18 protein-coding genes are annotated in these 18,601 nt (G+C 67.5%); 9 read left to right on the top strand and 9 right to left on the bottom strand.

Annotated features, from left to right (window positions below; translation table 11 throughout):
* The first annotated feature begins 23 nt into the window (after positions 1 to 23).
* Positions 24 to 1,031, top strand: coding sequence for a polyprenyl synthetase family protein (locus E8M01_RS02950; RefSeq protein ID WP_136958738.1), 1,008 nt, complete (start codon positions 24 to 26; stop codon positions 1,029 to 1,031).
* Between the two features lie 2 nt (positions 1,032 to 1,033).
* Positions 1,034 to 1,771 (top strand): 7-cyano-7-deazaguanine synthase QueC, encoded by a 738-nt coding sequence (gene queC, locus E8M01_RS02955; protein ID WP_136958739.1) that lies wholly within the window; start codon positions 1,034 to 1,036, stop codon positions 1,769 to 1,771.
* A 440-nt stretch (positions 1,772 to 2,211) separates the two neighbouring features.
* Here queC and E8M01_RS02960 read toward each other — a convergent pair whose 3' ends face one another.
* Both E8M01_RS02960 and E8M01_RS02965 read right to left on the bottom strand, forming a co-directional pair.
* Positions 2,212 to 3,102: a 4-(cytidine 5'-diphospho)-2-C-methyl-D-erythritol kinase gene (locus E8M01_RS02960; protein WP_136958740.1), complete on the bottom strand. Its 891-nt coding sequence runs from the start codon at positions 3,100 to 3,102 to the stop codon at positions 2,212 to 2,214.
* 93 nt (positions 3,103 to 3,195) lie between these two features.
* Entirely contained in the window at positions 3,196 to 4,989 is a 1,794-nt protein-coding gene (locus tag E8M01_RS02965; RefSeq protein WP_246088582.1) for a tetratricopeptide repeat protein, read from the bottom strand.
* Between the two features lie 255 nt (positions 4,990 to 5,244).
* Between E8M01_RS02965 and prmB the strand changes: the two genes are divergently transcribed.
* On the top strand, positions 5,245 to 6,171 hold the full coding sequence (prmB, locus tag E8M01_RS02970) for a 50S ribosomal protein L3 N(5)-glutamine methyltransferase (protein ID WP_136958742.1): 927 nt from the start codon (positions 5,245 to 5,247) through the stop codon (positions 6,169 to 6,171).
* A 284-nt stretch (positions 6,172 to 6,455) separates the two neighbouring features.
* On the opposite strand, the gene E8M01_RS02975 is transcribed toward prmB, so the two are convergent.
* Positions 6,456 to 6,965 (bottom strand): GNAT family N-acetyltransferase, encoded by a 510-nt coding sequence (locus tag E8M01_RS02975; protein ID WP_170181749.1) that lies wholly within the window; start codon positions 6,963 to 6,965, stop codon positions 6,456 to 6,458.
* An 11-nt stretch (positions 6,966 to 6,976) separates the two neighbouring features.
* Complete coding sequence (gene ettA, locus E8M01_RS02980; RefSeq protein WP_136958744.1) at positions 6,977 to 8,629, bottom strand: energy-dependent translational throttle protein EttA; 1,653 nt, start codon at positions 8,627 to 8,629, stop codon at positions 6,977 to 6,979.
* 182 nt (positions 8,630 to 8,811) lie between these two features.
* Between ettA and E8M01_RS02985 the strand changes: the two genes are divergently transcribed.
* On the top strand, positions 8,812 to 9,183 hold the full coding sequence (locus E8M01_RS02985; RefSeq protein ID WP_136958745.1) for a hypothetical protein: 372 nt from the start codon (positions 8,812 to 8,814) through the stop codon (positions 9,181 to 9,183).
* Between the two features lie 34 nt (positions 9,184 to 9,217).
* Positions 9,218 to 10,492, top strand: a complete 1,275-nt coding sequence (locus E8M01_RS02990) for an alpha-hydroxy-acid oxidizing protein (protein ID WP_136958746.1) — start codon at positions 9,218 to 9,220, stop codon at positions 10,490 to 10,492.
* 387 nt (positions 10,493 to 10,879) lie between these two features.
* Here the strand turns inward: E8M01_RS02990 and E8M01_RS02995 are convergent, their stop codons facing one another.
* The 3 genes from E8M01_RS02995 to E8M01_RS03005 all read right to left on the bottom strand — a co-directional run bounded on the left by E8M01_RS02995 (position 10,880) and on the right by E8M01_RS03005 (position 13,563).
* On the bottom strand, positions 10,880 to 11,638 hold the full coding sequence (locus E8M01_RS02995) for a sulfite exporter TauE/SafE family protein (protein WP_170181750.1): 759 nt from the start codon (positions 11,636 to 11,638) through the stop codon (positions 10,880 to 10,882).
* Positions 11,639 to 11,702: 64 nt separating this feature from the next.
* A complete protein-coding gene (locus tag E8M01_RS03000; RefSeq protein WP_170181751.1) occupies positions 11,703 to 12,449 on the bottom strand; it encodes a helix-turn-helix domain-containing protein in 747 nt (248 codons plus the stop codon).
* Between the two features lie 127 nt (positions 12,450 to 12,576).
* A complete protein-coding gene (locus E8M01_RS03005; RefSeq protein ID WP_136958749.1) occupies positions 12,577 to 13,563 on the bottom strand; it encodes an alpha/beta fold hydrolase in 987 nt (328 codons plus the stop codon).
* A gap of 163 nt (positions 13,564 to 13,726) precedes the next feature.
* On the opposite strand from E8M01_RS03005, the gene E8M01_RS03010 reads away from it, so the two are divergent.
* Complete coding sequence (locus E8M01_RS03010; protein WP_136958750.1) at positions 13,727 to 14,173, top strand: SRPBCC family protein; 447 nt, start codon at positions 13,727 to 13,729, stop codon at positions 14,171 to 14,173.
* Positions 14,160 to 14,498 carry an ArsR/SmtB family transcription factor gene (locus tag E8M01_RS03015; RefSeq protein ID WP_136958751.1) on the top strand — a complete coding sequence of 113 codons (339 nt, stop codon included), beginning with the start codon at positions 14,160 to 14,162 and terminating at the stop codon, positions 14,496 to 14,498. The genes E8M01_RS03010 and E8M01_RS03015 overlap by 14 nt, the downstream gene beginning before the upstream one ends.
* Before the next feature lie 13 nt (positions 14,499 to 14,511).
* Here the strand turns inward: E8M01_RS03015 and E8M01_RS03020 are convergent, their stop codons facing one another.
* On the bottom strand, positions 14,512 to 16,035 hold the full coding sequence (locus tag E8M01_RS03020) for a permease (RefSeq protein WP_136958752.1): 1,524 nt from the start codon (positions 16,033 to 16,035) through the stop codon (positions 14,512 to 14,514).
* Positions 16,032 to 16,829 carry an ABC transporter ATP-binding protein gene (locus tag E8M01_RS03025; RefSeq protein ID WP_136958753.1) on the bottom strand — a complete coding sequence of 266 codons (798 nt, stop codon included), beginning with the start codon at positions 16,827 to 16,829 and terminating at the stop codon, positions 16,032 to 16,034. The genes E8M01_RS03020 and E8M01_RS03025 overlap by 4 nt, the downstream gene beginning before the upstream one ends.
* Before the next feature lie 271 nt (positions 16,830 to 17,100).
* Between E8M01_RS03025 and E8M01_RS03030 the strand changes: the two genes are divergently transcribed.
* Positions 17,101 to 17,409, top strand: a complete 309-nt coding sequence (locus tag E8M01_RS03030; protein WP_136958754.1) for an EthD family reductase — start codon at positions 17,101 to 17,103, stop codon at positions 17,407 to 17,409.
* A 133-nt stretch (positions 17,410 to 17,542) separates the two neighbouring features.
* Positions 17,543 to 18,370, top strand: coding sequence for an acyl-CoA thioesterase (locus E8M01_RS03035; RefSeq protein ID WP_425467699.1), 828 nt, complete (start codon positions 17,543 to 17,545; stop codon positions 18,368 to 18,370).
* Positions 18,371 to 18,601 lie beyond the last annotated feature (231 nt).

An 18,601-nucleotide genomic window follows, 5' to 3' on the forward strand; every position in this document is an offset into this window, starting at 1 on the left:
TGCAATCGAACCCGGAGCAAGGCGTGGCAGTCGTCGTCCCCTTCGAGAAGGTCAATGCCTCCATCGACACCATGGTCCGCGCGACCAAGGCCGATATGGAGCGGGTGAACGCGATGATCCTGTCGCGCACCGGATCCGAAGTGACCATGATTCCGGAAGTGGCGAACCACCTGATCTCGTCCGGCGGCAAGCGCCTCAGGCCGATGCTGACACTCGCGACGGCCGCCCTCTCCGGCTATCGCGGCGACGGCCATATCCGGCTCGCCGCCGCCGTCGAGTTCATGCATACCGCAACCCTCTTGCATGACGACGTGGTCGACGAGAGCGACATGCGCCGCGGCAAGCCGGCCGCCCGCATGGTCTGGGGCAACGAGGCATCCGTGCTGGTCGGCGACTTCCTGCTCGGCCAGGCCTTCAAGATGATGGTCGAAGTCGGCTCGCTGCGCGCCCTCGACATCCTGTCGACAGCAGCCGCCGTCATTGCCGAGGGTGAGGTGATGCAGCTCGCCGCGGCCAAGAACACCGCCACCACCGAGGATGAGTATCTCGCCGTGATCAGCGGCAAGACCGCCGAACTGTTCGCCGCCGCCTGCGAGGTTGGCCCTGTCATCGCCGAGCGGCCCAAGGCCGAACAGGCCGCGGCGCGCGCCTATGGTATGAATCTCGGCATCGCTTTCCAGCTCGTCGACGATGCGCTCGATTATGGCGGCAAGGCCCAGAAGCTCGGCAAGAATGTCGGCGACGACTTCCGCGAGGGCAAGATCACCTTGCCGGTGGTGCTGGCCTTCCGCCGCGGCCCGGAGGAGGAACGCGCCTTCTGGAAGCGCACCCTGGTCGAGGGCCAGATCGCCGAGGGCGATCTCGACACCGCCATTGGCCTGATGACCAAGCACGGTGCCCTGGCCGACACGGTGGAGCGCGCCCGCCACTATGGCGACAAGGCCAATGATGCGCTGGCCCTGTTTCCCGACGGTACCATGAAACACGCCCTGATGGAGGCGGTCGCCTTCTGCATCGCCCGGGCCCATTGAGCATGGCCGATATCGAGAGCGAGCAGGCCGCCGCCGCTGCCGGCTCCGGCGCGCTGGTGCTGTTTTCCGGCGGCCAGGATTCGTCGACCTGTCTCGCCTGGGCGCTCGAGCGCTTCGGCACGGTCGAGACGCTCGGCTTCGACTATGGCCAGCGCCACCGGGTCGAGCTCGAATGCCGCGACGCGCTGCGCCAGGGCCTCACGGATCTCAACGCCGGCTGGGCCGCCCGCCTCGGCCCGGACCACACCGTCAACCTCGCGGCGCTGGGCGAGATCTCCAACACCGCGCTGACCCGCGACGTCGCCATCGCAATGAGCGAAGGCGGGCTGCCCAACACTTTCGTGCCCGGCCGCAACCTGATCTTCCTGACCTTCGCCGCGACGCTGGCCTATCGGCGCGGCCTGAAACACATCGTCGCCGGCATGTGCGAGACCGACTATTCCGGTTATCCCGACTGCCGCGACGATACGATCAAGGCGCTGCAGGTGGCGCTCAATCTCGGCATGGACAGACGTTTCGTGCTGCATACGCCGCTGATGTGGATCGACAAGGCCGAGACCTGGGCCCTGACCGCCAGGCTCGGCGGCGAGCCGCTCGTCGCGCTGATCCGCGAGCAGTCGCATTCCTGCTATCTCGGCGACCGCAGCCACCATCACGAATGGGGTTTCGGCTGCGGCACCTGCCCGGCCTGCCAGCTGCGCGCCGAAGGTTATCGCCGCTTTGTCGCGGCGGCGGTGTGAAGGGGCGGTTGTCTGGAATTGGTGCGGGTGAGAAACCAAGCCTGATCTTGCGCGCGAACCCCCGACCCCACCTCGCCCCGACGGGGCTACCGGGTTCACGCATCTCGACAATCCGTGTCGTGTCTTGGCGCGGCGTTCCTCGCTTCGTCATGGCCGTGCTTGTCACGGCCATCCACGTCTTCCGCGACCAAGGCAATGCGTGGATGGCTGGCACAACGCCGGCCATGACGAAAAAGGGTGGCGCGCGCTATCCGTGGTTCTCGTGCGAAGCCTTGAAAGGCGGCGAATTCAGGCTTCCTTTGAGAAATGTGTGAATCCGCCAGCCCGCCGGGAAGAGGTGAAGGTGGTGGTTCTCGTGCCAGAGCTTGAGCGAAATGAGAACGGCCGGCCACGGTGCAAATTGCTCTGCCAGCCCCCATTGCCGTCCCGCAACGGCCACCTCAGCCGAGCATGGTCGGCTTGACCCACCAGCCGGGCTCTCGCGCCTTGATCGCCTTGGCCGCAGCCGCCGCTGCCCGGCAGGTATCGTAGAGCCCGAAGACGGTCGCGCCCGAGCCGGACATGCGCGCCAGGCGGCAGCCATCGGTGTCTCCCAGATGCCTCAGCGCCGTTCCGATCACCGGCGCCAGCGCCAGAGCTGGCGGCTGCAGGTCGTTGCGCGCCGCCTGGAGCACGGCGAGAAGCCCGGCGCGGCCGGCCCGCGGCTGGCCCTCCTCACCTTGTTCCAGCGCCGCGGCCGGATCGGCCTGCCCTTCCAGGCCCGGCGCGAGACCAAGCTGCGCGAACACCTGGGGCGTCGGCACCGCGACTCCCGGATTGACCAGCAAGGCCGGCAGGCGCGGCAGGGGCAGCACCGGCCCGAGCTCGGCCCCGGTTCCGCGCATCATCCGCGCCTTGCCGGCAAGGCAGACCGGCACATCGGAACCGGTGAGGCTTGCCGCGTCCTGGAGCCTTCGATCATCGAGCCCGAGCGCCGCGACCCGCGCCAGGACGCGCAGGGCGGCTGCCGCATCCGAGGATCCGCCGCCGAGGCCGGCTGCCACCGGCAGCCGCTTGACCAGGGTGAAGGCGCCGCCCGGCAGCCAGGGCACGCGCGCCGCCAGGAGCCGTGCTGCCTTCAGGATGAGATTGTCGCCGACCGGTCCGGCATCGGCCGACATGCGGCCCCTCGCCTCGAGCGAATAACCCGCGCCGCCGGGCGCGAAGCGAACCTCGTCGCCGGTCCGGGCGAAGACCACCAGGCTTTCGAGGTCGTGAAAGCCGTCGGCGCGCCGACGCCGCACGGCGAGCGTCAGGTTCACCTTGGCGGGAGCGTGATCGACGAAGGCCATCACGGGCAGAGGATCACGGGTCCAGGATCACGAGGGAAAACCGGCGCGCCGGCCGGTCCGGCGCGCGGTCCGGATCGGCCGGCAGGCCGGCAATCAGTTCGGCGCGGTCTGCGTCTGCGCCGCCTGGCCGGTGGTCCGGCCGGCGGGGCTCGCATCGTCGCGCAGGCCGTTGGCGATCTTGTTGAGGATACGCGGCAGGTCGTCCGGCTCGGGTTTCAGGTCGCGGGCATGGTTCCACTGGAAATAGGCCTCGACCTGCCGGCCGACGCGCCAATAGGCATCGCCCAGATGGTCGTTGACGACGGGATCCTCGGGCTTCAGCTCGATGGCGCGTTCGAGTTCGGTCACCGCGTCGTCGAAACGGCCCATGCGGTAATAAGCCCAGCCCAGGCTGTCGACGATATAACCGTCCTCCGGCGTCAATTCGACGGCGCGCCGAACCAGGCGAAGCCCTTCGTCGAGATTGATGCCCTGGTCGACCCAGGAATAGCCGAGATAGTTGAGCACCTGGGCGCGGCCGCGGGCATTGCCCTCGGGCACCAGCTCCATCGCCCGCTTCAGATCGACCTCGGCTTTCGCCCATTGCTGCGAACGCTCGTAGGAAATGCCGCGGAAATAGAAATAGACCCAGTGCTGGCGGTCGGGATTGGGGATCAGCGCGATCGCCTTGGTATAGACTTCCGCCGCTTCGGCGAAGATCTTGCGCGAGCGCAGGATGTTGCCGAGCGCCTGCAGCGCCTCCAGGTCGTTCGGTTTCTTGGCGATCAGGTCCTGCAGCACCTTGCGGGCATCGTCGGTCTTGTCGAGCAGGTCGAGGTTGAGCGCGCGCTGGATCTGGGCATTGCGATAGAGCGGCGACGACTGGGGCATGTCGTCATAGACGCCGATCGCCCGCTGCGGCAGCTTGAGGAATTCATAGAGATCGGCGAGCGACAGGATCGCCAGTTCGTGCTCGGGATCGAGCCAGCGAGCGAGCTGCAGATAGATCAGCGCCAGGTCTTCGCCGCCCTGGCGCGACAGCGCCGAGCCGAGGCCATAGAGCACTTCGGCCGAACCGCTCTGGGCATTGCGCACCAGCGGCGGCAGGGTATGGGCCTCGCGCAGCCGGCGCTGGGCGTCCTCGATCATCGGATGGTTCGGCACGACCTTGTCGAAAGCCGAATAGACCTGGCGGGCCTCGTCGAGATTGCGCGCCCTGGACGCCCAGCGGCCATAGGCGTCGACGATGCGCAGGATGGTCGGATCCTGCTTATAGGCCTCTTCGAGCCGGCGGCCGGCATCGGCCCTGCGGCCCGCGGCATCAAAGATCAGGCCGGCGTGGAACTGCTTGAACAGCTGGAACCAGTCGGCGCCGGTCAGCCGGTCGACGGCCGCGACACCGGCCGGCGCATCGCCGGACCCCAGAAAGGTCCAGCCGGTCAGCAGCGCCGAGGTCAGGTCGGCATTGGCGCGCGGCGCGGCGCTCAGATGCGAGCGGGCGGTCTGGAACTGCCGGGTCTTGATCGAGCGCACGGCCAAGGCCAGGCGCGCCAGCCGATGCTGGCGGTCGACCTGGATCAGCCGGTCGGCCAGCGGCATCGCCTCCTCGACATTGCCGTCGGCCAGCGTGGTGACGAAGGCCCGTTCGAGAATCTCGTTGTTGCGCGGATCCTGGCGCAGCGCGGCGCGCCAATAGACCGACGCGGCCGAGGTGTCGCGCACGGTTGCCGCCAGCCGGGCGGCCAGCACATTGCCATAGACCGAAACGCGCAGGGCCTCGCGGAACGCCGGCGTCGGACCCAGCGGCAGGACAACATTCGGCGCGCTGCGCGCCTCGCCGACCGATGCGGAAACCGCAGCCACGCCCGCGGCGAGCACGAGCGCTCGAAACAGAGTTCTCAAGGTCACTATCGCTCTCTCGTCATCCCGATCGGGAGGGCCGCACGGCATACGAAACAGGTCAGCCGGCGCAGCCGTTCATGCAAACCACAATGCCTAGGAAGGCAGTGATCCGCAAGGCGACCATGGTGCCGGACTGCGGCGATGCCAAGGCAGGACCACCCATCGGCGCCCGAAAACGATACGGTGCTTGAACCCGGCCTTGCGAGCGGTTAGCACCGCACATCCGCGCTTTCCGGCACGTTTTTTGGGAATATCGACACCATGGCTTCTGGCTCGCCTTCGCCCGCCGACGAGCTCCTGACCGTCCGCGACCTGATCCGCTACGCGGTCAGCCGATTCGGCGCCGCCAGGCTCAGCTATGGCCACGGCACGGCGACAGCGCTCGACGAGGCGGCTTTCCTGGTGCTCGAAAGCCTGTCGCTGCCGATCGACGACCTCGGTCCCTGGCTCGACGCCCGCCTGACGCTGGCCGAACGGCTGAAATTGGTGGATCTGTTCGAAACCCGCATCACCACGCGCAAGCCCGCGCCCTATCTGGTCGGCAAGGCCTATATCCAGGGCATCGGCTTCCGGGTCGACGAGCGGGTGATCATCCCGCGCTCCTATCTCGGCGAACTGATCGTCACCGGCACCCTTGGCCCCGAAGGCCTGGGCCTGATCGCCGACCCCTATCAGGTCGAGACCGTGCTGGACCTGTGCACCGGCTCGGGCTGCCTGGCGATCCTGGCGGCGATGACCTTTCCGGCCGCCGCGGTCGATGCCGTCGACCTCTCGGCCGATGCGCTCGAGGTCGCCAAGCTCAATGTCGCCGATCACCAGGCCGGCGATCACGTGAAATTGCACCAGGGCGACCTGTTCGGCCCGCTCGCCGGCCGCCGCTACGACCTGATCATCACCAATCCGCCCTATGTCGCGGCGGCGGAAGTCGCCGCCTTCCCGCCGGAATATGCGAGCGAACCGGTGCTGGCCCATATTGGCGGCGCCGACGGGCTCGACATCGTCAGGCGCATCCTCGCCGAGGCCGGCACCTATCTGACCGCCGGCGGCGGCCTGTTGTGCGAGATCGGCACCGGCCGCGACATCCTGGAGGCCGAATTCCCGTATTTGCCCTTCCTGTGGATCGATACGGCGGAGAGCGAAGGCGAGGTGTTCTGGCTCAGCGCCGAAAGCCTCGCGCGGCGGGGGTAGCCGGACCGGATCAACCCTCTCCCGGAGGGCGACCGGATTCGCACATCTCGACAATCCGTGTCTTGGCGCGGCGTTGCTCGCTTCGTCATGGCCGTGCTTGTCACGGCCATCCACGTCTCCCACGGTCAAGGCCATGCGTGGATGGCCGGCACAAGGCCGGCCATGACGAAAAGGGCGGCGCACGCGCTATCCGTGGTTCTCGTGCGAAGCCTCGAAGGGCGGCGAATTCAGATCCCTTCGAGAGATGTGCGCACCCGCCAGGCCTCTGGGAGAAGGTCGATCTATCAGCCTTTTCCCTCGGAAATTCGCGCCAGCTTTTCGACCGCCTCGCCGTCAAGTCGGTAGAAGATCGCCGGCCGGACCGTCATGCCCAGGCGCTCGTAGAAGCGGATGGCGCCTTGATTATGCGGTTCGGCGGTGAGGTCGATCCGGCCGATGCCGTTGTCGACGGCGAAACGGGCGAGGAAGCGCATCAGGCTCTCGCCGACGCTCAAGCCGCGCGATTCCGGCAGGACGAACAGGTCTTTCAGGAAAATCAGGCCGTTCAGCCGCCGGCCCGGATGGATCACCGCGAAGGCGGCAAAACCGACCGGCCGGCCGTCATGGCGGGCGAGCGCGAACTGGGTGCCGAAGCGCCGCTCGCGGTCGATGCGACCGAGGAGATCGGTGACCTCCTCGATCGAATTCGGCGCGAGGTCCGGGTTGTAGTGCCGGTCCATCGCCTGGTTCAGCAAGGCGATGTCGGCATGGTCTCCCGGACCGGTCAGGCTGATGTCGAGCGCATCACCCGCCATGGGTTGTCTCTTTAGCGCGAGAACTTCTTGTACTGGATCCGCTTCGGAATGGTCGAATCGATGCCGAGGCGCCGCTTCTTGTCCTCTTCGTAGTCCTGGAAATTGCCCTCGAACCATTCGACATGGCTGTCGCCCTCGAAGGCCAGGATATGGGTGGCGATGCGGTCGAGGAACATGCGGTCGTGGCTGATCACCACGGCGCAGCCGGCATAGTCCTCCAGTGCCTCTTCGAGCGCACGCAAGGTGTCGATGTCGAGATCGTTGGTCGGCTCGTCGAGCAGCAGGACATTGGCGCCACGCTGCAGGATCTTGGCGAGATGCACGCGGTTGCGCTCACCGCCCGAGATCTGGCCGACCTTCTTCTGCTGGTCGCCGCCCTTGAAGTTGAAGGCGCCGCAATAGGCCCGGGCATTGATCTCGCGCTTGCCGAGATAGAGGATCTCGTTGCCGCCGGAGATTTCCTCATAGACCGTCTTGTCGGCGGCCAGCGCGTCGCGCGACTGGTCGACATAACCGAGCTTGACCGTCTCGCCGATCAGGATCTCGCCGCCGTCGGGCTTTTCCAGCCCCGCGATCATGCGGAACAGCGTGGTCTTGCCGGCGCCGTTCGGCCCGATAATGCCGACGATGCCGCCCGGCGGCAGGCGGAACGACAAGCCGTCGATCAGCAGCTTGTCGCCATAGGCCTTGGACAGGTCGTTGAACTCGATGACGTTCTGGCCGAGCCGCTCGGCGATCGGGATGATGATCTGGGCCGTCGTCGGGCCGGTCTCGGCGGCCTGCTTGACCAGGTCGTCATAACGCTGGATGCGCGCCTTGCTCTTGGCCTGGCGGGCCTTGGGCGAAGCGCCCATCCATTCCTGCTCGCGAGCCAGCGCCTTCAGGCGCGTCTCCTCCTCGCGGCCTTCCTGGATCAGCCGCTTCTGCTTCTGCTGCAGCCAGGACGAATAATTGCCCTCATAGGGCAGGCCGCGGCCGCGATCGAGCTCGAGGATCCAGCCGGTGACATTGTCGAGGAAGTAGCGATCGTGGGTGACGATCAGGATGGCGCCGGGATAGCTGCGCAAATGGCCCTCGAGCCAGGCGGTGGTCTCGGCGTCCAGATGGTTGGTCGGTTCGTCGAGCAGCAGCACTTCCGGCTGGTCGAGCAGGAGCTTGCACAGCGCCACGCGGCGCTTCTCGCCGCCCGACAGCTTGTCGACCGCCCAGTCGTCGGGCGGGCAGATCAGCGCGTCCATGGCCTGATCGACCTGGCTGTCGAGATCCCACAGGCCCTTGGCCTCGATCTCGTCCTGCAGCTTGGCCATCTCGTCGGCGGTCTCGTCGGAATAGTTCATGGCGAGATCGTTGTAGCGGTCGAGGATCGCCTTCTTGGCGGCAACGCCGAGCATGACGTTCTCGCGCACGGTGAGGCTCTGGTCGAGCTGCGGCTCCTGCGAGAGATAGCCGACGCGCACGCCTTCGGCGGCCCAGGCCTCGCCCGAATATTCCTTGTCCATGCCGGCCATGATGCGCAGAAGCGTCGATTTACCGGCGCCGTTGACGCCGAGCACGCCGATCTTGGCGTCCGGATAGAACGACAGGTGGACGTTCTCCAGAACCTTCTTGCCGTTCGGATAGGCCTTGGTCAGGCCGGACATATGATAGGCGAATTGACGGGCCATGGGGTCTCGCGTCCTGTCGGGCTTTAGCGGTGATAAGGATTTGGGGCGCAGATAACGTCACCACCTGCCCGGGTGCAAGCCGCACCACCGGAAATTTCCTGACGTGACGTTGCGACAGGATAGGACGACACTGGTTCTCAAGGACGAGCCAACCACGCTTGTCGCCTCCTGGGAGAACCGCCATGAGCACCTTGCGTGTCGCGGCTTCGGCCGCCTTCATCAGCCTTGCCGCGCTATCCGCCGCCGGCGCCCAGGAGATCGCCGGCCGCTACCAGGTCCAGGGCGAAAACGCCAATGGCAGCGGCTATTCCGGCACAGCGGAGATTTCCGGCACGGCCGGCGGCAGATGCGCCATCCGCTGGGCACTGGTCAACACACCGCCGAGCCAGGGCTTCTGCATGCGCCAGGGTGATGTGTTGGCGGTCGCCTACCAGCTCGGCAATTCGGCCGGCCTGGTCGTCTACCGCCTCGGCGACAACGGCGTGCTGGACGGCACCTGGACGATCACCGGCACCGAAGGCGTCGGCAAGGAACGGCTCACTCCGATCCGCTGAGCGACCGACAGACGGCAGAACCAGGACAAACAGCATGACGGACCCGGCCGGAAGCCCGCCGCCCCCCGGCCCTGGCCGGACGCGCCAGACCTCGATCTACCTGCGCGGCCTCGGCGGCAAGCTGCCGGCGGTGCCGGTGGCGCCGGCAGCGCTCGAGGACGCCGCCGGCCGGGCCATGGCGAAAAATGCCTTCGGTTATGTCGCCGGCGGCGCCGGCATGGAACGGACCATGGCGGCCAATCGGGCGGCCTTCGACCGTCTGGCCATCGTGCCGCGCATGCTGGTCGATGCCTCCCGGCGCGATTTTTCGGTGTCCTTGTTCGGCCGCACCCACAAGGCGCCGTTCCTGCTGGCGCCGATCGGCGTGCTGGAAATGGCCCATAAGCAGGCCGAACATGCAGTCGCACGCGCGGCCAGGGCCGAAGGCATCGGCATGGTCTTTTCCAACCAGGCCTCGGTCGCCATGGAACAGGTGGCGGCAACGCTCGGCGACACGCCGCGCTGGTTCCAGCTCTATTGGAGCACCGATGACGACCTGACCCGCTCGCTGGTGGCGCGCGCCGAAAAGTCCGGCTGCGAGGCGATCGTGCTGACCCTCGACACGACCATCCTCGGCTGGCGGCCGCGCGATCTCGATCTGGCGTCCCTGCCCTTCCTGCGCGGCCAGGGACTGGCGCAATATCTGACCGACCCGGTGTTCCTGAAGACGTTGCCGCCGACCCCGCCGGTGTCGCCGATCAAACCTTCCGGGCTCGATCTCGTCACCGCGCTGATCGACCTGATGTCGGCGGCGCGCCGCTTCGGCCTCAGCCTCACGACCGCCCGCTCGGCGGTCGCCCGTTTCACCCAGATCTATTCGCGCCCGGATCTCGTCTGGGACGACGTCTCCCGGCTGAAGGAGATGACCCGGCTGCCGGTGCTGCTGAAAGGCATCCAGAGCGCCGCGGACGCAAAACAGGCGGTTGAGCGCGGCGTCGACGGCATCGTCGTGTCGAACCATGGCGGCCGCCAGGTCGACGGCGCCATCGGCTCGCTCGACGCGCTGCCGGGCGTGGTCGCCGCCGCCGGCGCGACACCCGTGCTGTTCGATTCGGGCGTTCGGTCGGGCGCCGACATGTTCAAGGCCCTGGCGCTCGGCGCCCGCGCCGTGCTGCTCGGCCGGCCCTATGTCTATGGCCTGGCGGTGGCCGGCGAACAGGGCGTGACCGAGGTGATCCAGAACATGATCGCCGAGCTCGACATCACCATGGCGCTGACCGGCTGCCGGAGCGTCGCCGACATCGCCAAGGCCGAGATGGTCAGGAGTTGAGGCGGAGCGGGCGTGGTTGAGATGAGACGATATGGTTGAGGAGAGACTGGGCGAACGACTGCCGGAAAATGCGCTACGTCACCCCCGGCGGAGCGAAGCGACGGGAAGGGGGTCCAGGGGTTGCAGGGCTTGTGGTCCGACGCCGCCAAATGCCGTGCCCGGCATGCGCTGTCGACGCTGCGAAATCACAAGAAGGCATGCGCCGAAAGCGTGACATGTCGACCCCTGGACCCCCTTCCCGTCGCTGCGCTCCGCCGGGGGTGACGTAGGTGCGAGCAAACAACGCAGCCAACGACTCGCACCTCGATAAGGGCCCGACCGAAACATCGAAACCCGCGGCGCGATGTGGCCGGGGTGACCGAGGCCGCCCCGCCCGCGCTTTCGCGCTCAATTGACGAAATACCAGAGCGAGAGCCCCAGGCCGCTGACGATGATGAGGCTGCGCATCAGGCGCTCCGGCACCCGGCGCGCCGCCAGTACCCCGATCCAGCCGCCGAGAATGCTCGCCACCGCGATCACCAGGCTCATCCCGAAATGGACGACGCCGGAGGCCAGGAAGACCGCCACCGCCATCGACTGCAGGACGATCGAGAGCAGGTTCTTGGCGGCGTTGACCGCGTGGTATTCGCCATCTTCGGTCAAGGAGAGCGAGGCCAGCATCATCACGCCCATGCCCGCGCCGAAATAGCCGCCATAGACCGAGACCAGGCCCTGCGTCGGCACCGCCAGCCGCATGCCGCCTTTGGCCTTCTGGGTCGCCGCGGCCGTCCTGATGGCTCTCTGGAGCCGGGGCGTGCCGGCAAACAGCACGGTGGCGAACAGCAGCAGCCAGGGCACCAGAGCGCGAAACGCCTGGTCGCCGGAGCGCAGCAGCAGGATCGCGCCGAGACCACCGCCGACAACCGAGATCAGGCACAGCGGCAGCAGCCGTTTCAGCGCCGCCATGACCTCGCGGCGATAGGCGACGGTGGAGGCCACGGATCCGAGAACCACGGCCGCCGCGCTGGTGGCATTGGCCGCCACCGGCGGCACGCCAATGGCGAGCAGGGCGGAGAAGGTGAAGATGGTGCCGCCGCCGGCAATCGCATTCAGCGTTCCCGCGGCAAAGCCGGCAACCGCCAGCAGGACGATATCAAAGGTGGTCATGGGCGCTCCTGGCGGCGATGAACCACCGGAGGGCGCCAGGGCTATAGAACGAAAGTGATCGTCGTCAGGTCGTATGCGCGGCCTGGAACTGGCCGGGTGTCGCGCCGAACAGCCGGAGGAAGGTCCGCCCGAAATGGCTCTGGTCGCTGAACCCCGCGGCATAGGCGGTGTCCGAGATGGTCTCGCCGTCGCGCAGCAGCCGGCGGCCGAGATTCAGCCGGTCATTGATCCTGTAGGCATGGGGCGTCATGCCGAAACTGCGCGAAAATATCCGGATGAAACCTTCGCGGCTGAAACCCAGCGCCGCGGCCGCCTCGCAAACCCGGTCGTGCCGGGCAACCGCTTCGAGCAGATGGCCGTCGGCGGTCAGGTGCGAAGCGGATGGGCCACACCACCCGGCCAGCAGCCGATCCTCGGCCATCCGGGCGGCGATGAACGCGATGACATCGCAGGGCGCGGTCTCCAGCAACTCCGGCGCGTCGGCAATGAGATAATCGAAGGCTTCGAGGACCTGGCGGGTCACCGCCGGCAGGGCATCGGGGGCGAGATAAAACTCCGCCGACCTGACCTCGCCCTGCAGCGACGGCAGGGCATGGTGCGGCCTCAGGCGCGGTATGATCAGAAGCTGGCCCGGATGCAGACGCAGGAGATGAGCGCCGATGCGATAGTCGCGGTGGCCGTTCCAGATCACCGAAACCTGCGCCTCCTCGTGGTAATGCAGCTGCAATCCCCCCGGGCGGCGGCCGATCCAGTCGGCGCCCTCCAAGAGCCGGCTGTCGCCGGCATAGTCGTAGCGAAGATTGTTCGGCATTGGGGTGGTTCGGCTGTGACGGTTGGTTCGTTGCGAGAGCACGGGCGGTTCCTCAAGACCCTCGAGGGCCTGGCCGTCAAGTGCGATCCTGGCAAGTGCGATCCCGGCAAGTGCGATCCTGGCCGTTTCAGAGCCCGCGCAGGAAATCGACCAGCAATCCGTTGACCTCGTCGGCCCGCTCCTGCTGGATCCAGTGGCCGGCCATGTCGAGAACATGCAGGCCGCGCAGGCCCGGCAGGGTCTGCGGATAGGCCTCGACCTGCGCCTTCGAGGCCGGAAAGCGCATCACGCCGTCCTTGGCGCCGACGATGAACAGCGAAGGTTGGCGGATCGGCTGGCCGCGCCAGGGCGCGGTCAGGTGAAAATTGCGCGTCAGGTTGCGGTACCAGTTGAGCCCGCCGCGAAAGCCGGCCCGGCGGAACTCGCCGGCCATATAGGCCAGGTGCTCCCGCGGCAGCCAGTCCGGCAGTTCTTCCGGGTCGACGGTATTGCCGAGCACCCCGCCGGTCCCGAGCCGGGTCATGCCCTTGGTCCGGTCGCGCTGATCGCCGGAGCCGGTGAAATAGAGCCGGCGCAGGCTGTCTTCCGGATCGCGATCCAGCTCGGCCTCGGCGATGCCCGGTGCCTGAAAGTACTGGATGTAGAAATCGCGGATCTCGAGCTTTTCCAGCGCGGTCAGGAAGTCGACATGGCCGGGCGGGGTCCAGGGCACGCTCATGCCGGCGACCGCGCGGAACACATCCGGGCGGATCAGCGCCGCGTGCCAGGCGACCGGCGCGCCCCAATCATGGCCAACCACCACCGCGCTGGTCTCGCCGAGCGCCTTGACCAGGCTGACCTGGTCGGCGACCAGGTCGAGGATCGTATAGCGCTCGATCTCGGCTGGCGCATCGGTGCCGCCATAACCGCGCATGTCGGACGCCACCGCCCGGTAGCCGGCCGCGGCCAGCGCCTTCAACTGGTGGCGCCAGGACGCCCAGCCCTCCGGCCAGCCGTGGCAGAACAGCACCAGCGGGCCCTGCCCCGCCTCGGCATAACGGATAGTGATGCCATTGGCCTTCACCATCTTCAGGGTGATCGCCGGATCAATGCTTGGGTCAATGCTTGGGGTCATGCGTCTGCCTCTCGCAGCCTGGTCGGACCTGCCCGCAGATGTCGGGTCGCGGGGCAGCGTCGCACGGATGAGGTCCGCACGGCAGGGGGCGCGAAAAGAGCAACTTTTTGGTTGCATTTCTGCATCGACACTGCCATGTAAAGGCAACCAGGAGGTTGCCAATATGTCCGACCGCATCGAAAAGACCATCGAATTGAACGCTCCCGTCGAGCGGGTCTGGCGCGCGCTGACCGACCACAAGGAGTTCGGCGAATGGTTCCGGGTCAAGCTGGACGGCCCGTTCACGCCAGGTGAAGTGTCAACCGGCCGGATCACCTATCCCGGTTATGAGCACGTCAAATGGGAGGCCCGGGTCAAGCAGATGGAGGCGCCACGCCTGTTCTCCTTCACCTGGCACCCCTATGCGGTCGAGCCCGACGTGGACTATTCCAAGGAACCCCCGACGCTGGTCGAATTCCGGCTCGAACCGGTCACCAAGGGAACCCGCCTGACCATTGTCGAATCCGGGTTCGATGCGCTGCCGAGCCACCGGCGGCCCGACGCGCTGCGCATGAACGACGGCGGTTGGGACGAACAGCTCAGGAATATTCAAGCCCATGTTGAGCCCTAAGGCCCAGGCCGATCGGGCCAATCCGGCGCCGGTCTTCGCGGCTCTCGGAGACCGCACCCGCCTGTCGCTGCTGACCAAGCTGAGCGACGGGCAGACGCGATCGATCGCCAGCCTGTCCGCTGATACCAGGCTGACCCGGCAAGCCGTCACCAAGCACCTGCGCGTGCTGGAAACCGCCGGGCTGGTGGCCAGCACGCGCGCCGGCCGGGAAAGCCTGTTCGCCTTCAGACCCGAACCGATCGGCGAGGTCAGGGCCTATCTCGACGCGGTGTCGCAGCAATGGGACGATGCCTTGTCGCGGCTTCGCGCCTTTGTCGAACGCTGAGCCAACGGAGGGCTCAGGCCCGGCTGGGCGCGAAGGTCCTGGCGATGGCGAGCACGCCGAGCGCCGCCGCCACCGGCACCAGGGCGATCAGCGGCGAGCCCGCGGCCGCCAGGCCGGCCGCGGCGGCCCAGGCGATCGAGACCAGCGCCTCGGCGAAGGTGGCGACACGCGAGGCGGTCTGGCGGCGGCGGAACGCGGCGCGTTTCGCCGTCGTCTTGAACAAGAGCTGGATGGCGGTGGCGCTGGCGGCGGCGGCAAGGATCGCGACGGTCGCGATGCCGGCCGCGGCCGGTGACAGCAAGGCGACGGCGAAGACCAGCGGCGCCATCGGCAGCGCCACGGCGATCAGCACCGCCTGGATCTTGGCCTGCAGCACGGCGCTGGCCGACAAGGGCGCGGTGGCCACCAGGTCCGGAGCGTCCTCGCCCGAAATCGCCAGCCAGGCGAGGCCGCCGGCAAGCTGCCCCGCCGCCATGACCAGCACCGGCACGATCAGCGGCGCCGGGTTGGCGCCCTTGCCGAAACTCTGCCACAGCAACAGCGCCGGCGGGATCAGGTAGAGCAGTTGCATCAGCGTCTGCGACAGGAGCCAGGGGTCGCGGGCGAGCAGCTTCAATTCCTTGGCGCGCAGCGCGCCCGCCGGACCGACCGCGACGAAACGCGCCGGGCGGGCGCCGCCACGCCCCGTCGTGCGTGTCATGCTGGCGGCGATGACGAGGTCGGCGAAGCGGCGCGAGGCCCCGGCAATGGTGGCGCCGAGCAAAGCCAGCGCCGCGACCAGCAGGCCAGCCACCAGCGCCACCTCGCCGGTTGCCGCGCGCACCGGCCACCACACCGGGCTGTCGAGCATCGGCGTCGCGGCGATCACCACCTCGCTGCGCAGGACGTCGAAGCGTTCGAGCCCTTGATGACCCATGATCGCCACGACCTGAAGGCCAATGACGATGGCTGCGCCGACCACCGCCGCCACGATCTGCGCGGCCAGCCGGGTGCGCTGCGGCCCGGCGATGCGGAACAAGGCCAGGGTCGCGAGAATGGCGAGCGCCGCCGCCGATGCGCTCATCGCGGCGAGCACCCCATAGGCCCAGAGCCATTGCGCGCCGCCCTTGATCGCCAGCATGTTGACGAACGGACCGACCACCAGGAACGCCATCGCCGTGCTGCCCGCGGCGATGCCGGCAAGGCGTAGCGCGAAGAGCGCGCGGGCGGGCGCCGGCGACGACAGGATGAGATCGACGTCGCCACGCGCATAGAGCACGCGGGTGACCGATTCCATCGCCTGGGACAACATCAGCATCCAGGCCATGGCGGCGGCGGCGGTGAGCAGCAGGAACCGGCCCCGATCCGGCGCGTCGGCGACGCTTGCCAGCGAGGCGACGCTGAAACCGGCGATCAGGTGCAGGCCGGCCAGCGCCACCACCGCGAACAGCGCCGCGCGCAGCACGCCATGGCGATGGCCGCGCAGCCACCACAGCCATTCGCGCCAGGTCAGCCGCATTTCCTGGCGGGCGAACCAGGTGAGCGAAGCGCTGGTCATGCCGCCAGCCCGGGATCATGGGCGGCAACGAGCTCCAGGAAGACGTCTTCGAGCGAGCCGCCGGACAATCCGGAACGCCGGCCGGATTGCCGTGCCAGTTCCTCCAGCGTGCCTTCGGCGACCAGCCGGCCCTGGGCGATCACGCCGATCCGCTCGGCCATGCGCTCGGCGACTTCGAGAATGTGGGTGGTCAGGATGACAGTGGCGCCGGCCCGGACACGGGCGATCAGCACGTCCTTCACCAGGCGCGCCGAGCCGGCATCGAGCCCGGTCAGCGGTTCGTCGAGAATGATCAGGCGCGGCTCATGCACCAGCGCGCCGGCCAGCGCCACCTTCTGGCGCATGCCCTTGGAGAAACCCTCGCAGCGCTCGTTGGCATGGCGGCCAAGGCCGAGAAGATCGATCAGCTCGCGGGCCTGGGCCTCGGCATGGACCGGCGCGACAGCCCACAGCCCCGCGACGAAGGCGAGATATTCGAGCGGCGTCAGCTTGTCATAGATCATCGGCTCGTCGGCGACCCAGGCGATCAGCTGCTTGGCGGCCACCGGGTCGGCCAGCGCATCGATGCCGAACACCGAAATCGTCCCGGCATCCGGACGCAACAGGCCCGCCACCATGCGCAAGGTCGTCGTCTTGCCCGCGCCGTTCGGCCCGAGCAGGGCGTAGAATTCGCCGGCGCGCACGGTGAGGTCGAGGCCATCGACCGCCGGACGGTCGAAAGCCTTGGCGAGGTGGGTGAGAACCAGGGCTGGTGGAGACAATGCAGCGGCTCCTCGAACGAAGGCTCGGGGCAAACGAAGGGCCTAGAGGAGGCAAGCCGCATTGAGATGAGGTAAAGCCATATGGTGAATTGGCGGTTTGGCGGCGATTATCCGGCCGGAACCCCGGCGCTGGCCGGAATCATCATCGCAAGCAGGCCGTTCCAATGATCACTGGGCGCCGATTGGCGCCATCACGCCGCCTCGGCAACGCCGTCCCTGGTGACAGCAAGCCTTCGCCGTGCGTCACTGTCGCCGCAACGGGACCCCGACCATCTCGACGGGCTCGATCACAGGGAGGAATGCCATGGCTCGGCTGCTGGTGATGTACAAGACGCCCAAGGATATGGCGGCTTTCGACACCTACTATTTCGAGACCCATGTTCCGCTCGCCAAGACGATCCCGGGCCTCGGCAAATACGAGGTCAGCCGCGGCCCGGTGGCGACACCCGCCGGCGCCTCGGGCTTTCATTTGATCGCCATCCTGCATTTCGATGATCTGGCCGCGATCCAGAAGGCTTTCGCGAGCCCGGAAGGGCGGGCAACGGCTGCGGATGTCGGAAAATTCGCGACCGGCGGCGTCGATATGTTGCTGTTCGACGATCGCGAGGTGTGAAGCGGCGCATTGCGCGCGCGGTGATCCGGCCCGGCCATCCGCCTGATGGCCTGTGAGAATGACCTCCGGCGTCATTGAAATGACCGGCGAAGCATCGGACCTTGGCGGCGGCCTTCAGCCGCTGGAGCGACCCGTGCCGTCCGATCTCACCACCCTCCATCCGTTCGATCAGGCGACCGGCATCCGGGCCGAAGGCGACCACCTGACGGGGGCGACCAGCGACCTCTATTGGGCCTTTGTCGGGCCGTTCGGCGGGGCGACCGCCGCGACCATGCTGCGGGCCGTGCTGGACCATGGCGAGCGCCGCGGCGAGCCGCTGGCGCTGACCGTCAATTATTGCGCGCCGATCCAGCGCGGCGGCTTCGCTGTCGATGTCAGGCTGGTGCGCGCCAACCGCTCGTCCCAGCATTGGGCGATCGAACTCACGCAGGCCGGCGAAGGCGTGGTGGCGACCGCCACGGCGGTGTTCGCCGAACGCCGGCCGTCCTGGTCGCATCAGGCCGCCGCCATGCCGCAGGTCAGGCCGGCAGCCGAGGTGCCGGCACTGCCCAATGACAAATCCTCGTCCTGGCTCCGGCAATATGAGTTCCGCTTTGCCTCCGGCGATCCGCGCTTCGGCGCGACGCTGAACGAACAGCCGGCAAGCGCCCGGTCCGAGGTCTGGCTGTCGGACAGTCCACCGAGGCCCGTCGACGCCTTGTCGCTTGCCGCCATGGCCGACGCCTTTTTCGGCCGCATCTTCCATGTCCGGGGCGGCCTCGTGCCGTTCGGAACGGTCTCGATGACCACCTATTTCCATGTCGATGCGGCCGATCTCGCCGCCGAGGCCATCACCGGACTGCTCGGCGTCGCCGATGCCCATGTCTTCCACAAGTCTTATGCCGACCAGACCGCTGAACTCTGGTCGCCCTCGGGCCGCCTGCTCGCGACCAGCCAGCAGATCGCCTATTTCAAGGCGTGAGGGTTTGGGGTGGGAGCGGTGGCTTGCGCGCCGGTCATTGGTCCTTCGAGGCTCGCGCCGGAACCACCGACCCTACCTCGCGCCGGCGGGGCTAGCGGATGCACACATCTCTCAAAGGGGCCTGAATTCGCCGCCCTTCAAGGCTTCGCACGAGAACCACGGATAGCGCGTGCGCCGCCCTTTTTCGTCATGGCCGGCCTTGTGCCGGCCATCCACGCATTGCCTTGACCG

This window comes from Phreatobacter stygius (assembly GCF_005144885.1).
In the GTDB taxonomy this organism is placed as follows: Bacteria; Pseudomonadota; Alphaproteobacteria; order Rhizobiales; family Phreatobacteraceae; genus Phreatobacter; species Phreatobacter stygius.

What these genes read in the sequence shown, in the direction of transcription:
- E8M01_RS03020 (WP_136958752.1), bottom strand. Translation starts at nt 16,035, where the DNA reads ATGACCAGCGCTTCGCTCACCTGGTTCGCCCGCCAGGAAATGCGGCTG.
- E8M01_RS02975 (WP_170181749.1), bottom strand. Translation starts at nt 6,965, where the DNA reads ATGGCGGGTGATGCGCTCGACATCAGCCTGACCGGTCCGGGAGACCAT.
- E8M01_RS03000 (WP_170181751.1), bottom strand. Translation starts at nt 12,449, where the DNA reads ATGCCGAACAATCTTCGCTACGACTATGCCGGCGACAGCCGGCTCTTG.
- E8M01_RS03010 (WP_136958750.1), top strand. Translation starts at nt 13,727, where the DNA reads ATGTCCGACCGCATCGAAAAGACCATCGAATTGAACGCTCCCGTCGAG.
- queC (WP_136958739.1), top strand. Translation starts at nt 1,034, where the DNA reads ATGGCCGATATCGAGAGCGAGCAGGCCGCCGCCGCTGCCGGCTCCGGC.
- E8M01_RS02985 (WP_136958745.1), top strand. Translation starts at nt 8,812, where the DNA reads ATGAGCACCTTGCGTGTCGCGGCTTCGGCCGCCTTCATCAGCCTTGCC.
- prmB (WP_136958742.1), top strand. Translation starts at nt 5,245, where the DNA reads ATGGCTTCTGGCTCGCCTTCGCCCGCCGACGAGCTCCTGACCGTCCGC.
- E8M01_RS02990 (WP_136958746.1), top strand. Translation starts at nt 9,218, where the DNA reads ATGACGGACCCGGCCGGAAGCCCGCCGCCCCCCGGCCCTGGCCGGACG.
- E8M01_RS02960 (WP_136958740.1), bottom strand. Translation starts at nt 3,102, where the DNA reads ATGGCCTTCGTCGATCACGCTCCCGCCAAGGTGAACCTGACGCTCGCC.
- ettA (WP_136958744.1), bottom strand. Translation starts at nt 8,629, where the DNA reads ATGGCCCGTCAATTCGCCTATCATATGTCCGGCCTGACCAAGGCCTAT.
- E8M01_RS03030 (WP_136958754.1), top strand. Translation starts at nt 17,101, where the DNA reads ATGGCTCGGCTGCTGGTGATGTACAAGACGCCCAAGGATATGGCGGCT.
- E8M01_RS02995 (WP_170181750.1), bottom strand. Translation starts at nt 11,638, where the DNA reads ATGACCACCTTTGATATCGTCCTGCTGGCGGTTGCCGGCTTTGCCGCG.
- E8M01_RS03015 (WP_136958751.1), top strand. Translation starts at nt 14,160, where the DNA reads ATGTTGAGCCCTAAGGCCCAGGCCGATCGGGCCAATCCGGCGCCGGTC.
- E8M01_RS03005 (WP_136958749.1), bottom strand. Translation starts at nt 13,563, where the DNA reads ATGACCCCAAGCATTGACCCAAGCATTGATCCGGCGATCACCCTGAAG.